This is a genomic window from Paramixta manurensis (assembly GCF_013285385.1).
Taxonomy (GTDB): domain Bacteria; phylum Pseudomonadota; class Gammaproteobacteria; order Enterobacterales; family Enterobacteriaceae; genus Paramixta; species Paramixta manurensis.
Map to the genome: position 1 here is coordinate 2,079,842 of NZ_CP054212.1, position 15,922 is coordinate 2,095,763.

The 15,922-nt window shown below is 47.2% G+C and carries 12 protein-coding genes; 5 read left to right on the forward strand and 7 right to left on the reverse strand.

Annotated elements, in window-relative coordinates:
- Positions 1-146: 146 nt before the first annotated feature.
- Positions 147-1,043, reverse strand: a complete 897-nt coding sequence (locus PMPD1_RS10110; RefSeq protein WP_173633917.1) for an NAD-dependent epimerase/dehydratase family protein — start codon at positions 1,041-1,043, stop codon at positions 147-149.
- A 699-nt stretch (positions 1,044-1,742) separates the two neighbouring features.
- On the opposite strand from PMPD1_RS10110, the gene PMPD1_RS10115 reads away from it, so the two are divergent.
- Together PMPD1_RS10115 and PMPD1_RS10120 are read left to right on the forward strand one after the other, a co-directional pair.
- The gene (locus PMPD1_RS10115; protein ID WP_173633918.1) at positions 1,743-4,001 is read left to right on the forward strand and encodes a hypothetical protein; all 2,259 of its coding nucleotides are present in this window, start codon (positions 1,743-1,745) and stop codon (positions 3,999-4,001) included.
- Between the two features lie 3 nt (positions 4,002-4,004).
- Complete coding sequence (locus tag PMPD1_RS10120; protein WP_354292850.1) at positions 4,005-4,868, forward strand: formylglycine-generating enzyme family protein; 864 nt, start codon at positions 4,005-4,007, stop codon at positions 4,866-4,868.
- A 97-nt stretch (positions 4,869-4,965) separates the two neighbouring features.
- On the opposite strand, the gene PMPD1_RS10125 is transcribed toward PMPD1_RS10120, so the two are convergent.
- The 3 genes from PMPD1_RS10125 to PMPD1_RS10135 form a co-directional block, all read right to left on the reverse strand.
- Positions 4,966-5,451: a cold-shock protein gene (locus PMPD1_RS10125; protein ID WP_173633919.1), complete on the reverse strand. Its 486-nt coding sequence runs from the start codon at positions 5,449-5,451 to the stop codon at positions 4,966-4,968.
- A 70-nt stretch (positions 5,452-5,521) separates the two neighbouring features.
- Positions 5,522-6,061 (reverse strand): DUF2058 domain-containing protein, encoded by a 540-nt coding sequence (locus PMPD1_RS10130; protein ID WP_173633920.1) that lies wholly within the window; start codon positions 6,059-6,061, stop codon positions 5,522-5,524.
- A gap of 314 nt (positions 6,062-6,375) precedes the next feature.
- Positions 6,376-7,320, reverse strand: coding sequence for a LysR family transcriptional regulator (locus PMPD1_RS10135; RefSeq protein WP_173633921.1), 945 nt, complete (start codon positions 7,318-7,320; stop codon positions 6,376-6,378).
- 111 nt (positions 7,321-7,431) lie between these two features.
- Here PMPD1_RS10135 and PMPD1_RS10140 point away from each other — a divergent pair, with 111 nt between their 5' ends.
- From PMPD1_RS10140 to PMPD1_RS10150, 3 genes are all read left to right on the forward strand, one after another.
- Entirely contained in the window at positions 7,432-7,902 is a 471-nt protein-coding gene (locus PMPD1_RS10140) for an SRPBCC family protein (protein WP_173633922.1), read from the forward strand.
- Positions 7,902-8,972 (forward strand): aldo/keto reductase, encoded by a 1,071-nt coding sequence (locus PMPD1_RS10145; protein ID WP_173633923.1) that lies wholly within the window; start codon positions 7,902-7,904, stop codon positions 8,970-8,972. Before PMPD1_RS10140 ends, PMPD1_RS10145 begins: the two co-directional genes overlap by 1 nt.
- 277 nt (positions 8,973-9,249) lie before the next feature.
- Positions 9,250-10,077, forward strand: coding sequence for an oxidoreductase (locus tag PMPD1_RS10150; protein WP_173633924.1), 828 nt, complete (start codon positions 9,250-9,252; stop codon positions 10,075-10,077).
- A gap of 614 nt (positions 10,078-10,691) precedes the next feature.
- Here PMPD1_RS10150 and PMPD1_RS10155 read toward each other — a convergent pair.
- From PMPD1_RS10155 to PMPD1_RS10165, 3 genes are all read right to left on the reverse strand, one after another.
- The gene (locus tag PMPD1_RS10155) at positions 10,692-11,561 is read right to left on the reverse strand and encodes a hypothetical protein (RefSeq protein WP_173633925.1); all 870 of its coding nucleotides are present in this window, start codon (positions 11,559-11,561) and stop codon (positions 10,692-10,694) included.
- 404 nt (positions 11,562-11,965) lie between these two features.
- On the reverse strand, positions 11,966-13,681 hold the full coding sequence (locus PMPD1_RS10160) for a dynamin family protein (RefSeq protein WP_173633926.1): 1,716 nt from the start codon (positions 13,679-13,681) through the stop codon (positions 11,966-11,968).
- Positions 13,681-15,915 carry a dynamin family protein gene (locus PMPD1_RS10165; RefSeq protein ID WP_173633927.1) on the reverse strand — a complete coding sequence of 745 codons (2,235 nt, stop codon included), beginning with the start codon at positions 15,913-15,915 and terminating at the stop codon, positions 13,681-13,683. Before PMPD1_RS10165 ends, PMPD1_RS10160 begins: the two co-directional genes overlap by 1 nt.
- Positions 15,916-15,922 lie beyond the last annotated feature (7 nt).

Below are 15,922 nucleotides of genomic sequence, written 5' to 3' on the forward strand. Positions count from 1 at the left end.
GATAATATCCGATGCCTCCGCGCGCGGACTGACGCTTATTTTGTGGGTTAAAGCGATTATCATACGCACCGCGTCGCCCACATCCCGATACTTTGGTATTAAAGGCGCAGCAGTAGCGTATGGAATGTTGATAAACAGCAATAGGCTTAACTCATCATCTCATGGCGGATCCAGTCAATAACGGAGCGACGTTGAGGTTGCCATCCCAGCAATGAATAAGCATTTTTACCGCGTACCCGGCTGTTAGAGCCCAGGCCATAAGAGGCCATTTCGTAACCCCACTCCTTAATTGCCTCTTCCAGCGGCCAATCTTGCGGTTCCCCCAGATTAAGGGCTTGCGCGATAGCGGCACTCATATCGCGAAACGACGCTTCACCGCTTTCCACAAAGTAGAAAGTTCCCGCCGGGGTGTTTTCAAGCGCCAGTAGATAAAGCGCCACCACATCATCAATATGCACATTTGACCAGATGTTCTCGCCGGGGCCGACATGGCGAACCACGCCGCTTTTTTGTGCTTGTTTTAACAAGCGAGGCAATTGCACGCTGTCACGCGGCAGTGCGCGCGGGTGACCATAAATTAGCGTGTTACAGAGAACCGCTGAGCGCACGCCTTTGTTGGCGCTCTCCAGCACATAATTATCGATCGCCACGCGTGCCGCTTTATCCTCGGTGGGTTCCGGGAGATGGCCTTCACTGTAGATTATATCGCTGGCATGGCCTCCAGAGGCATCGCCTACGATGCTGGAACCACTGGTATGCAAAAAGACTTTATTACTGCCAGCCAATGCTTCGACCAGCGTTTTGACGGCTTCAAAATGGTCGCTGCTTGCGGCGTTAATGACCGCATCCGCCTGTTTTGCTTGCCGGGTAAGTAGGCTGGCATCGTCCAGCGTGCCCACCACGGCAGGAATGCCCAGTTTTGCCAGCGCTTCCGCTTGCTCCTGTTTACGCACCAACCCGGTGACATCATGGCCTGCGCGTACCAGACCCTCCGCAATAGAACCCCCAATAAAGCCGGCGGCGCCGGTTAAAAATACTTTCATCTGTTCCACCTTTTGCGTTGGTTAATTTTGCGTCCCAATCAGTATAGGCCTGCTTTATTGAACAAAAATTGTTAATTACTCAAAAGATTATTGCATTAAACGCAATAATTTTTGCGAGACTTGATTAATAAGCGAGAGCTTATAAATAAATTAAAATGGCCCCGGCCTGGTTCCGTGGCGTGAGGACGTGATGGTTTAGTGAGTTCGGTGACCGTCTGAGCGATCACCTTTAATAAGATGGCAGATACACAGAATTATTTACAGGGCAATTTTCGGAAACCATGATTCAGAACTACTACTTCATCAATCCGGACTTTATGTTCAACGGTGATCGGTTGTCATTTGTTAAATATTATATTTTAACTGAATTGAAACTCAAAGTTAAAAAGAAAAAATAAAGCCACGGAAAGGAACGGGTCAAAATCTTAAACTGCATTATCTCTGACTTAATAATAAATTTAAATGATGTTTTTTATTTTTTGTGTCAGTAATAAAAGTATTTTTAAGGGAGGAGACAGCATTAAGAAAATATACTAAATGAAACAATGGTATTACCTGCCATTAACACATTGGCTCCAAATGCCCGGATGGCGATGTCAGAGAACATTCCGCTTTTATAACAATCTTTTGTTCCGGTCAGAAATATCTCCTATAATCCACTCCTGAAATAAGTTTAATAATTACATACAGGGAACTGTAATGACGGTGAAAGCGACAAAGGAAGGTGATGCCTGGACAACCTACACCAAAGTTGTTCCGGTGAATGCAATTGCCTACTGTTCTTCCAGCCCGACCCTTTATTTTCATCCCGACAGCGAAACCATTATCTCACTGGATGCATGCGACGGAGACCTGCTTGAGCAGGAGCATAACCGGCTTTCTCTTTTACTGGCCGCCCGCGTGGATGCACAGCAGCGTATTGAAATCCTGACCACTGAGGCGGGGAAAATCGGCTGGGGCGGATTAACAGAACGGGAGCGTTATCAGTATCTGCTGAAACAGGAGTACCAGAAGCTGGATGAAGCCGTTATCGCACTACGTCATGAACTGGCTGACCTGACGCCTGCCAGTGCGCTTGTACAGGCAACGCTGCTGGACGAAAACGCGAAAAAAAGCGCCATTGGTATTACGGAACTGATTGAAATCCGGGGTAGTGAATACCGGGGCGGGAAATACACCTATGTCCGCTCAGATAAAATTCGCAGCCACTGGCGGCGCTACCGGCTTAATGACGGTGAGAAAAAAACGAATTCCCGGAGTTTCATCACTACCGTCAGCCATACCGGAGAGGATGGTGTAACCCGGACGCGACAGACCGTTGATATGGACAAGCTGAAATCGCAGCTTGCTAAGATCAAGCCCTCCATGACCTTATGGGAGCAGAAGCTGATTGATGACCATGTTGATGTTCTTGCCTGCTGGGCAGAAGAACTGAACGAGAGCCTGAAAAAACACGCAGAATCCGGCAGCGGTAATATGGTTTTTGACAGTCAGGCACAACTGCTGCGCTGGACATATGGCGCAGGGCTTAAAGGGTGCCTGAACCCGTTCGAATATGATATTCGTACCCGCCAGAGAAAACCCACGGCCACCGTCAGCGGTAAACTGAGTGCTTACGCCAGTATGGCACTGGCAGAAGGAAAAAGTACGGCAAAAGTTTACTGGCCTGACCATGCCGGGGTGCGCATCTGTTACCCACTTGACCCGGAAAGAATACCCGGTGGAGGTATCGGCGTGCTAGGGACGTTGCGTTTTGATTTTGAACTGGCGCTGTCGGGGACTATCGGGGCCAGCCTGGGCATTGAAGCCGGGGTGGGTTTCTCCGGAGATACGGTTAAAGGCTTACCGGTCAAAGCGGTTGCCACAGGTATTCCCGGCTACTGGCGACAGGTGGATATTTCAAAAGCGGCGGAGGACGCAAAATCCGGCGCGGAACTGAGCCTGTTTGCCGGGGCGGAAGCGGGGGCTAACCTTGGTGGAAAGCTGGTCTGGCTGAATCCTGATAAGGACGGAAGAGGTAGTGAGCAGTTCAGTACGCTGGCGAAGGTGGCAACAGGTGTGGCTGCACAGGCCGGGTGGGGGGTTAGTGGCTGCGTGGAACTCAGTTGGAAAGACGGTAAGGTCCGTATCCGGGTTAAGGGTGGTCTTTGTTCTGGCATGGGGGCGAAAGGCTCGGTGACGCTGGAAGTGGATGGCCGGGCCATTATGACCGAGTTTATGCCCTGCCTTGTCTATATGCTGCGCAATGCTGATTACACCCGGCTGATGGCGATTATGACAGAAGATGATTACAACTATTTTTGCGCCATCCCATTACTGGTCGGAATGTACGGCCTTAACCGAGTAATTGATGCAGGTATATCGTTAAAAACTGAACTCAAACAAGGCTGGGATGACAAGGAAGCCCGTGTTGCACTAATGGAGAATATTCTCGCCAAAGATGACTGCATGAAATTCGCACCACCGGAAAGTAAGGGGGCGGTTATTGCCTCGCTGATTGAAACTAGCTTCTGGGATGGAGTAGCCAGCCCGGCCAGCCACAGGGCAGAAGCGTGTGAAGGTAGCACCACCTTTGCCAGCCGTAAGCGGGCGATACTGAACGTGCTGCGCTGGGTACAGTCAAAGCGTGAGCATGAAAACGTCATGCAGCACCTTTCTAAAAATATTGGTAAAAAAGACGACTGGAAGATGAATGAAGCGCGCGTGCTGGCGTTTCTCGGGCAGGGTGAGGAACCACTGGAATATGGCTATGACGGCATGTTTGTCCCCGGCGCGCAGAAAGTCATCATTACCCCCAGTCACTATGCAGAAAATCTGCATGCCATATACGACTGGCTGCCGGATGCGCCCGCTGTGCCAGCCGGACATCCGAATATGTCTGAGTGGAGACTGACAGAAGTGCCTCTGAGGTATATTCACAGTTGCACACGCTACATCACCACCCAGCATGGACGGTAAGTTGTGAAAAAAGAGACACTGGTTAAGATAACCGTAACGGCACTGGTTCTTATCTCATTGCCCGGTTGCCACGACGAGCAGAAGGAAAAAGCAGACCAGGATACTCTGGTCAGAACCTCGCTGGATAATCTGCTGATGGTGCAGGGCGGTGAGTTTCAGATGGGAGATTTTGGTCGTCTTGTCGGAGAGAAGCTCCCTTTTAATCCTGACCCCGATACGCCCCTGCACCGGGTTGTGCTGTCTGATTTTCGAATGGGAAAATACCGGGTTACTTGGGGAGAGTTTAATCGCTGGCTTGATTTTCAGGGGCGCGAGAAAAACTTTTATTATAGATGGACAATGAACAATAAAGATCATGATTTTCAATCAGATAAAGTTTATATGGGGAATGCCTATCCGGCAACTGTAAGCTGGAAAGATGCTCGTGCTTACTGTAATTGGCTGGGACAGGTTAGTCACCGTAATATGGATCTGCCCACCGAAGCCCAGTGGGAATATGCCGCACGTAGTCGTGGAAAATTATTTATGTTTGCTAACGCCGATAATAAAAATTACTTTCATGACGATAAAGATCGTAACTACGCCTCTTCCAGTGATAAACAACCCGTTGGCAGTTTCCCACCCAATCCATTAGGCCTTTATGACATGATGGGTAATGGGAAAGATTGGCTAAAAGACTGGTACTCCGCAGATTATTACAATATCTCCCCTGAAAAAGACCCACAGGGGCCACGGTCGGGCAAGAAAAAATCAGTGAGAGGTGAGCGTGGTTCCGGGCATACATTAACTATCATTAGGAATAGTAGCAAACCAGATTCAGAATGGGGTTCAGAATTCCGCTGCGTGGAAAACAGTCCTCTGAAATAATTTTTAACCTGTCAAATATTTCCCTTCTGCCAGATAACGTAAAGGAGCCGAAAGGCTCCTTAACATGCGCAGAAATTCAGCACCGCCGCCGTTCGGGCTACTTTAGCTTAAGCAACTTCACCGTGGCCTCCACGTCGATCTCATCTTCCGAGAAGATTAACGTTGTGCCCTGGAAGGTGGTAATCGCCAGCTTTCTCAGCGAACGCATTTCACCGGCTTTAGCTGCGGTTTGCGGCCTGATGCTATTCATCAGCGCGCCTACCGATAACACGGTATTTTCTTTATCAATACGGGCATCGGCAGGGACTTCTTCGCTGTACACCAGATAAGACTTGATCGAGGTGAGCTTAAGACGTTCACCAGCAATATAGATGTATTTACTTTCTGGCAAGACTTTTACCGCATAAGCGGATAAGCCTTTGTTATTGGTAGTGGGTTCGAAAGTTACCGACGCATTTTTCTTGATCAGTTCCGGATTCGCGACCTTAACCACATGAAAATAGCGATTGTCGCCATTTTCATCTTTAATAAACCCAAAACCTTTATCCTGAAACCAGGTTGTGATCGTTCCGTTCATCGCCATTACCGCCTACTTAATCGTTTATCTACTTCAGATGGTTTTAATCGTAAAACCAGACATCTGTTACCGTTAATTACCACATTAAATCATCGGGTACTTTAAAATCCGCGTACGGATCTTCTTCATCCTGCTCTTCCTGACTCAGCGCGTTGTTCACAACAATACTGTTAGCATCGCGCTGCGCGATTTTGTCGGCTACGCTTGCCGGGATAATCGCATATTCACTCTCCGTGTTGTTGCCGATCTCTACGCGCGCAATAGCGAGGCGACCACTAATCAATTGCGCTTGAGTCAGCCCGTCTACCCTGATTTTTTTAATCAGATTATTATCGGTGAAGTTAAAACCAATATCGCCTTTGGACACAACGATTCTATTCATTTCAATGAGTTGCTTAACCTGGGCTTTATATTCTTTCGATAAAACCGCTTGTTTTTGTTGCTGGCTTAGTTGCTTATCACGTTCAAGCTGCGCTTTTTTATTTTCTGCCACTGCCTCTCTAGCCTCACGAGCCTGAACGCGTGATTTTTTAGCCGTTTTTTGGACCTTGGTCATTTTTTTGCTGGTCACTAATCCAGCTTTCAGCATTTGCTCTTGTAAGGTGAGTTTTGTCATCTTGGTTACTAAATCCGTTGAATAATGGGAGGGATTATACCTGTAATTTTTAAAACTGTACCGAGAACAGCCCGCGTGTCGGTAGATGAATCTACAGTTCCACGGCTCAAACCGCACCGGTAACTAACTGGAGATAGGCGTTGACGGATTCTCCGGACTCCTGACGACGACTGAAAGGATAAGGGGTTGCCCGGCGCTTTCATTGCCGCCTTGCCGGATTTTTTTGCACGTCATCCGTCCATTAACATTGCGCTTGGGGTGACCGATCGCAGCGTTAACCTTGCAGAAGTATGTATTCATAATATTTCAGCGAATTATGCAAGGCTGTGGGCACCCGGTGGAAGCGTTTCGCTCATCGCAGGCGCTCGCTCACGGAGGAATCTGACCAGGATCTTTACTGCTGCTGGAGAATGCGGCTGTTTCAGATAGTAAACATACCAACCAGGGAACTGGGGAGACCAGTCTTCCAGAACGGGTATCAGTTGACCGGATTTAATATAGGGGGCTAACATTCGTTCATTCCACATTGTAATGCCGACGCCCTGCAATGCAGCGGCCAGCCCTACATAACGATGTGATACGGTAAGTGGCCCATTGACAGCAACCGCTACCCGATGGCCCTCTTTAATAAACTCCCATTCATACAGACCATAACCGCCTGGTTGATGCCAGCGCCAATTGATGCATTGATGCTGCTGTAAGTCTGCCGGTTCTTTGGGCGTTCCGTGTTTAGCAATATATGCGGGAGAAGCTACAGCCAACTGGCGCATCTGCCCGCCAAGTGGGGATGCCACCATGTTTGGTTCCAGGTATTCACCTAACCGGACACCGACATCAAAACCCTCTTGAACGATATTGACAGGTGCATCGCTGGCTGAAATATCAAGAACGATGTGGGGGTAGTTAGTGTGAAACTCGCCTAACAAGGGGAGAAGATACTGCTCCAGAGCGGCGTGAGGAATATGAAGGCGGACAGTTCCATATGGTCTTTCGTCTGCTCCCTGGGCTTCCTCCAGCGCTTCGTCCAGGGCCGCCATCGCTGGCTTCAGTTTCGCCAATAATCGCGAGCCTCCCTCTGTTAGTGAGACGCTGCGAGTGGTTCGGTGAAACAGACGTGAGCCCAATTCCTTCTCCAGATCCTGGATAACCTGGCTTAGGGTCGAAGGCGACAGACGAAGTTCACCGGCGGCACGAGCAAAGTTTCCTTGTTCTGCAACTGCCATGAATGCCCGTAATCGCGCGTACTCTGCTCGTCTCATTATGTGTTCCAGTCGAATAGATAATTTGATTTATGCAGCATAGACCGAATTATTTATTCTCTCTACCATTCGATAACAAGTCCATAAGCCATGATAGACCAAGGGGATCGAATGACTCGCGTGTATTACAGCAAGATAATCACTGCTCCGGCAGACAGTGTCTGGGCCATTATCCGTGATTTTGAGGGGCTGCCAGTTTGGTTCCCATTTGTCGAAAGTTGCGTGCTAAGCAGCGGAGCAACTGCCAGCCAGGTCGGTGCTGTCCGAACGAATACCGTGACCGGAGGAAATGTTATTCAGGAACGGCTTCTTGAGCTTTCTGACCGAGACCGGCGCATCGTTTACGATGTCATCAGCGGTGATGTCCCTGTTATCGACTACACCGCAACGCTTACGGTCCATCCGGTTAGCGAAGACAACTCCTCATTTGTCGCCTGGTCAGCGGATTTTGATGTGGATGGCGACATCGCTCCCGTTGCGGAGTGGGTACGCTCGGGGATTTTTGAGACTTGCCTGAAAGAACTGGAGCGCGTCCTTAGCGACCGACAGGTATCGGCGTGCAGAACCGAAGGAACCTTATAATGACCACTTCTCTTAAGCTTGACTCATATCGTCTTCTCGGGCGCTCCGGTCTGCGTGTCTCGCCGCTGTCGCTCGGGACAATGACCTTTGGCGCCGATTGGGGGTGGGGGGCTGATATTGACGAGTCGCGTCGTATGTTCGACTTGTATGTGGATCAAGGTGGCAACTTCGTCGACACTTCAGTCAATTATACCAATGGTACGTCCGAGCGATTTGTGGGTGCCTTCATGAAGGGCAAGCGCGATCGGATCGTGGTCGCGACTAAGTTCACTATGGCGCGCGAGCCAGGCAATCCCAACTCAGGTGGAAACCATCGTCTCAATATTATCCGCTCGGTTGAGGACAGTTTGCGTCAACTTGACACAGATCGTATTGAACTGCTCTACCTCCATGGCTGGGATTTCACCACCGCACCGGATGAAGTAATGCGCGCGCTCGATGATCTCGTTCGCAGTGGTAAAGTCGTTTACATCGGCATTTCAAACACACCCGCCTGGCGTATCGCGCAGATGCAGACGTTGGCGGACCTGCGTGGCTGGGCACCATTTGTGGCACTTGAAGTCGAATACAGCCTTATCCAGCGCACTGTCGAACACGAATTACTTCCCATGGCGCAGGCCCTGGGGCTTGGTGTAACGCCATGGTCTCCACTCGGCGGCGGAGTCCTCACAGGGAAGTACGCACGTGCTGACCTCCTGCAACAGGACGAGACCGGCGTTTCGGGTTCGCGAAAGGGTGTTAACGCTTCTTCGGGTAATCTCACTGAGCGTTCACTAACTATTGCTGAGACTGTTCGCGACATCGCCAGCGAGACTGGCGCGACATCGGCGCAGGTCGCACTTGCATGGACACTCGTCAATCCTGTCGTCGCGTCACCGATTATCGGCGCACGCACTGTCGCCCAGCTCGAAGATAATCTCGATGCGCTCTCCGTAACGCTAAGTTATGAACAACTGGAGCGCCTTGAGGCGGCAAGTAAGCCTGAGCAAATTTTTCCTGCCGTCTTCATGAGCCGCCCCATGGTTCAGGGGCTCATTTTTGGCGGTGCGGAAGTAACGCGTCGGATGTAACCTGGATTAACGGACAGGTTTTGCGCGCTAATGGCGGTATGATCTGACTCGCAAATCGATAACGTCTACTCCCTGGCTGCAAGGAACTCAGATCATGAACAATCAAATCATCGTTAACACTGGTCAGCGCAGGGAATACTTTTTTATATCACATCGCTTTTGAGGCACTCCCTTCGAAGTGCTCATTAGGGATGCAATCACCGAAACACCACCGGCGAGTGCTTGAGTTTGAGCGTCGTTAGTGGTTTGTCCAAACTGGATTGACTGGAGTCTGCTCATGGCATCGAAAACTTGGTTTATTACTGGCATCTCTCGGGGATTTGGCAAGGCGCTTGCCGAAGCTGCACTGGCTAAAGGCGATACTGTTATCGGTACGACGCGCGACGGAACCACATCGATCACAGACGAAACTGGCCGTTTAAATGTATTGCCTATGGATATCACTTACGCTGCATCGATTCCTGAGATCATCAAATGTGCAGTGAACATTACAGGGCGGTTGGATGTAGTCGTTAATAATGCAGGATATGGCTTGCTCGGATCGGTAGAAGAAGCCTCTGAAAACGAGATTGAGCATCTGTTCGATGTCAATTTCCACGGTACTCGCCGCGTAGTCCAGGCGGTATTGCCTTATCTTCGACAACAGAAATCCGGCCATATTGTTAACATAACTTCAATCGCAGGATTAGCTCCTTCTGCAGGTTCTGGTTACTACGCAGCGGCCAAGTTCGCCGTAGAAGGAATGTCGCAAAGTCTTGCCCAGGAAATTGGTCCGCTTGGAATTAAGCTCACATTAGTCGAGCCCGGAGCATTTCGTACTGATTTCCTTTCAGAGCATTCGATTCGTATCAGACCTTTAACCATAGGTGACTATGCTGAGACAGCAGGAAAAGCGCTAGCTTATCTTGAGAAGATGGCTGGAGAACAGGCTGGGGATCCAGCTCGAGCCGCGGATGCTATCATCCATGTGGTAGAGGCCAGCGAACCGCCTCTCCATCTCGTACTTGGGCCTGATGCATTCCGGCGCACACAGGAAAAGCACGAACAATTTGCAGCAGAGCTAAAACGCTGGAAGGATGTTAGTCTCAGCACTAACTTCAAATAAAGGGAATTGAGTGCTATTCGCGTCGCACAGATAGCAAATGAGATATTGCTTCTCTTGGATATGTGGGGTTCATAGATTTTAGCAGATAAACTGCTGGAGGCGTGTGCTCTACATATCGATCATGCACTGTAATGTTTCAGAGCGTTCTAATGGGAAGATCGCGCTATACATTACGTTTTAGATTCTGGTTGTATTCTTGGCGATTCTCTAGCGTAAATATATGATGATTTATTGATGTTGATAAATATCCATCCTAATTTGTATTAGTCGCGACTTGATCTGACATATGGTCTTGAAAGGTTGAGAGTTACCGGTTTTGATATGGGTGTCGAATCCTTATACAAAACACGAGTTAACTCTCATGCTTCATACTACCAATCCCGTCTTCAAACACAAAGCCGGTTTGCTCAATCTGGCTGAAGAACTCATTTACGGAAAAGCCTTTTGAAAGCGTGTTTGGTTTCTTTAATATGCCAGAGGTAATGGGCCTGCAAGATAGACTTGCAGGCATTGAACAAAGTGCGGTAGGCGAATAATTAACTTAGGAGATTTTAGTAGATAGCAGACAAAGCTACGTACAGACCTTCGCTGCGCGTCAGTTGTAGGGTAAAATGTTATCGATTTTCAGTTATATAAAAGTAAGATTTTCCACTTTGGATCATTACTGCAGGCAATGAGTTTTTTTCGTTGGGTGCCAAGTATATAAACATCCATGATGGGAGATTATTGCTTAGCTTCTGTATTAAAGCTCGACGGTCTCGTTCTTCAGATGCATTAGGCTTTAAATTGTCAGTAATATCAATGGAAATGAAAGAGGGATCAATAATGTAACTTTCAGATGAACCCGAACCGATAAACTTTGGGGTATTAACCAGCCCTGTTGAGCCCTTAAATGAAATATAAAAAAGACATGCGTTCGGTTTTTTCTGGTTTGTAAATCGATTTGTTTTGCAGCTAATATCTCTATCCCAAATAAAATAAGTGCTAATGCGTGAGGAGTTTCCAGCCAGCCCAAGTGTAAAAGTATTTAATGGGCCACCATTCATCTCTGACATTCTGTTAAATTGCATGTCAGGCCAAGTCTTTTTTATTGCCTTATCTAATATTTTTTCGGCAACTAATCGGGATTGTTCTTTTGAAGTTGCCATTTCTTTTGGGACCCATATAAGAATGTGGTTAAAAGCCCATTCCTCAGCAGCCATGCCAACTGGATAATTATATTTTATAATAGGATCGAGGTTCATTCTGGAAAGGTTTTTAGGATTATTGTCGGATGTAAACCCCCAGTAGTAGTTATAATCATCAAAAATATTTTTCACATTAGGTGAAACTTTTTTATCATAAAAAACATCCATATTGCTTACGTAGTTTACGTTCCATGCATAACTATGCATTATGTCTTTTTTTGTTGGTTTAGAGATGAAAGACTGGCAGCCAGTTAATAGCGCAGAAGCCATTAGCAAAGATGTTAATTTCTTCTTCATTATTAAAATACCCTTATTTTCCATTTAATGATTGAGTGATTAATAGTGTTGTGTTTTTGTAGGTGTACTCTTATTTTTGGCGAAATAATTTCAATTACCAGATTAGTTTACCATCTTAAATCTCTACTGAGATAGTAATTTTCCAAAAAGAAAATAGAGTTTATCATTGACTCGCACTCTTGTCCTGCGCATTCTATACGCAACTGTTAATTCTCAAGGAGGGGCGTGTGAATTATCCCCGTCCAGCCTGGCGATATATTGCCTGCATACCGTGTATCATCGGTCTGTTGCTGTAAACCGCATTGCGTAGGTAGGATCAACCAACATGAAGCCGGTTATTCCTGATTACTTGGGGTCAAGGACAAGGCCACATCCTGGTAATGTGGCCTTTTCCGTGCCCAATATCAATAGGCTTGCGGCTGTCGTTGCATCACCAGAATTGCCTGACGTGTTGCGTCACGAAAAGAACGGCACAATTGTAAAGAGACAGCGAGTTGACTTTTCATTTTATCTTGATTGCCAAGTTGTTGACTCAAAAAATCAGAAATGTGCTGGAGATCTTTTACTGCTCTGGCACCCGCATCGGCCAATGTTTTAAGCTGCAGGTCTTTAAGCTTTGAGCGCAAAAGCTGAACGTTATCGATATCTTTCTGTAGTGCTATCTCATAACGATTGAATACATTTTGGATTTTATCTTCATAAGCTGAAATAATATTGTATCGTTTGTTTTTTTCTTTCAAAAATTCTTCCAGAGAACATTTTTCGATATCATAGCTTGATGACCGTGTCGATGAATATGCAGTCATTCCGGCGTAGTCAATACCTGCAAACATGAGCGAGTCAGCAACCTCTGCCATTATCGACTGAATGTCTACCTGTGATTTTACATCGGCTTTGTTCAGTACAATATACAAGTTTTCAGCCGTAAATGATTGCTGGCGAATGAAATCAATATCTGACTGAGAAATCGTCCCGGCAGGATCCAGTCCAATGACCCAAATCATCGCAGTACATTGGTCAAGGAGTTTTGCCGAGGTGTTTCGATCCGCCTGCTCTGTGATATTCATTGTGCCGGGATTATATCCTGGGGTGTCTACCAGGCAAATATGCTCAAATAATGCTTCGTTCATAGGGACTTGTAAGCTGATTAATGGCATTATTTTTCGCAGGTCGAATCCGAATGAAGAGAGGTACTCGTGCGACAATGCCTTAAAAATTTTGCTGCTTAAGCGAATACTACCACCATTATTCGCAGCACCAGAAATGCATGAGGAGGGGGCGCAAACCACAAAACTCGGAATGACAGTGACAGGGTTTAATCCCGTTGCCAGTTTTATTGATTTATCCAGTATAAAACTATTAATGAACTCGGATTTTCCGCTGCTGAACCCTCCTGCAACGCCTACTATTGATTTGCCAGATGCTGCAGGGAAGGTGTTAAGGTACACAAGCTCGTTAAGGATGTTTTGCAAGTTAAGTAGTGCACCTGCTTCATCAGCTAACGACGATTCTTCGGCAGCAAAGGTGGCATAATCGGTATAAAGCAGATGGCGAAAAGCATCAATCCCTTCGTTCTCTGCCGGTTGGGCAGACAAAATAGACTGAATCAACGTAAGCCGTTCATGCAGTGTCAGATTATCTTTGTGCAATTGAGAGTAATCATTCTGTAGTTGTTGATGTGATTCATCAAGCTGGTTTTTAAGCCCTTCTAACACCTGCATATTGGCGTGTTTTTGTGAGAGTAACATCTGCGTAGTCGTTATGGTTTCATCGAGCGATGCCACTTTATCGGCAAGATGTGCATTACGCGTTGATAGCTCACTACGCTGTGCTTCAAGAGCACCTATTTGTGTCGTCAGCACCTGCTTTTGTTGCGAGATCGCCTGCTGGTGCTGGGTTTTTAAATGCTCTATCTGCAGGTCATGTTCCGTGTCCTGCTGAAACCGTTGCTGCTGATGATTGAGCTGTTGTTCAGTGAACCTTTCATCAACTTTTTTTTCAAAATCCTCAAGTGCCTGCGCGATAGTGGCGGCAATTGTTTTGCGTTTAAAACACCAAAAATGGGTGAGTATCTCCAGATCCGAATAGACAGTTTTAGTTAAGTGCATGTTCCCTGTCATTATCTGATCCCCTGAATCTGTGCAGAAAAACGCTGTAGACGATCTATCGTCTGCGTGCTGTTTTCAACCTGGCTAGTAATTTGTGCAATCTTTGCGTCCATATTTTCAATGAACGTGTTCGATATATTTGTAGGGATGGCTTTTTCTATCCTGGCAAAATAATGTTTGATCTCGTCAGTGGTCGTATTGCGAAGCTGCGCGGCAAATGTCTCTGCATGAGTGATGAACTCATCCGCCTCATGTCCTATTAATCGCCCCTTTGGTCTAAGTTCTATAGGAAGAGGAGTGTTCAGTGAAAATGTGTTTTTAGGGATAGATGCAACTGCAGACAAGATGACATCGGCCATCATCATGGGATCACACTCGCCTTCAAGGATTTTGTCGATTTCTGGGGTGACAGCCTGACTAATCTCTTTTTCCAGTGCCTCGTGCTGTTTTTCGGCAGCGCGTTTTAAGGATGCTTCAATTGTCGTAATAAACCCTTTCAATGCCACGGACACTGGGCCTGACTGGACGATTTTTTCCGTCTTGCTATAGGTTTCGCTCCCGCCTCCCCACATTTTTCGGGCAAACCAGTTTCCTAAGCCTGACTTCTCGCGCGTATGCTGAGAGGTTTCTATGGTGCTGCTATCGTCTATTTTTTGCTGCGTGCCTTGGAACAGCTTATCCGCTTCTTGCTCTAATCCAGAGACGACCCCCTGATAATAGCGGTTTACGCAGCTGCTGTACTTAATATCAATTCTCTTTTCGAGAACATTGCGCTTACTCAGCAGATTCTTGCTCTGTTTCGCCAAGCCATCTAAGTCAGATCTGTTAATCAGCGCAATACGATCCCCGATACGTTGTTGGAGTGCGTTGGTAAACTTATCCAATGTGCCTGCTTTATGCACGATCAGGTGCTGCATTTTCTCCCTGATTATGCTGTCTTTCTTTTGGCGCACATCTCCAATTATGCGCCGTATTGTTTCTATATTGGCCAGCGTGGCTAAGCTGTACTGAGTCAGATCATGATTATGCTCGCTAAACCAGTCGGCATAATCTGCGGTTAAATTGTCCCAGGTTTTTTGCTCATTGGCGTCCCACGTATCGGACCTGTCCAGCCGTTGGGCTAACCCGTGCGCCACACCTGAGCAATGCAACAAATGCTCGCCAGGGTTACGAATAATATTGTCGAAAACCGAGCCAACTTCAGGAGACTGGTGTTTAAGCCCGCTCAGCGTGCTGGACGCTCGCTGCATTAGAGAAGCTTTGATATTGTCTAACGTCTGGTTTAAAAGTGGGCGCTTTTCGCTACCATAAAGTTGGGTATCGACTTGGCTTGCAATCAATACCAACTCTTGCACTCCCTCTTTGGCTGTGATCCGTCCTATAAGCTCTATGTCATTTTCATTCAGAAACTGACCTGCCGGGCTGACGATAAAGACAACGTCGCAGGCTTTAAGCAGCTCAACGGTACGTGCCTCACGAGATTGCACCGGGTCGTTCATGCCCGGCGTGTCAATCACACTTATATCTTTCAGCGTATCGATCGGCATGTGAATATGCACGACCTTGGTGAACGGCATATATTTCCCTTCTGCGCCCACATAGTCGAGTAGCTGAGCTGAGAGGCTTTGGTGGCTTTCTGGTTCCAGAGTTCCCACGAGCTCAAGGTCGGCAGGGGTTAATCCCGATGCCTTCATACGCTTAAATTGATCATAAGAGGCACTCAATTCTGGCAGCGTATTCTGGGCTTCTTGAGAGGCTTGTTTCTCAATAACGGCTAAAATACGCTCTTCATCAACTGACGTGCCAGTTTGGATGCGTGCGGTAAATTCAGCGTACTTCTGGTCCTTGAGCTTTTTAAGTTCGAAGGCATATTTACTAGCGTTAAGCTCAATCTGTTTGATATCACTGGCGGTATAAAATTCTATCGTGGCACGGAATTGCTCGCCATAAGAGAGTGTAGTTAAGGCAGCCGTCATTGGGGTTGCGGCTTTTGGAAGCGTGTTCTCTCCGTCAAAAAATAGCGCATTCAGCAGGGAGGACTTCCCCGCCTTTACGCGGCCTACCATGCCAATATTCAGCAAACGACCACTGGTGCTAATTTTCTCAAAAGCAGCGGATAATGAGGATGCAGAGTCAAGGCCGTGTGTAGACTTAAGTTGTTGTATTTCTAGCTCAAAAAGATCGAATACTTTAGAGGAAAGCGCTTCAATTTTTTGGGTTTTTTCGATTAGATATTGATATTCCATAACCCAG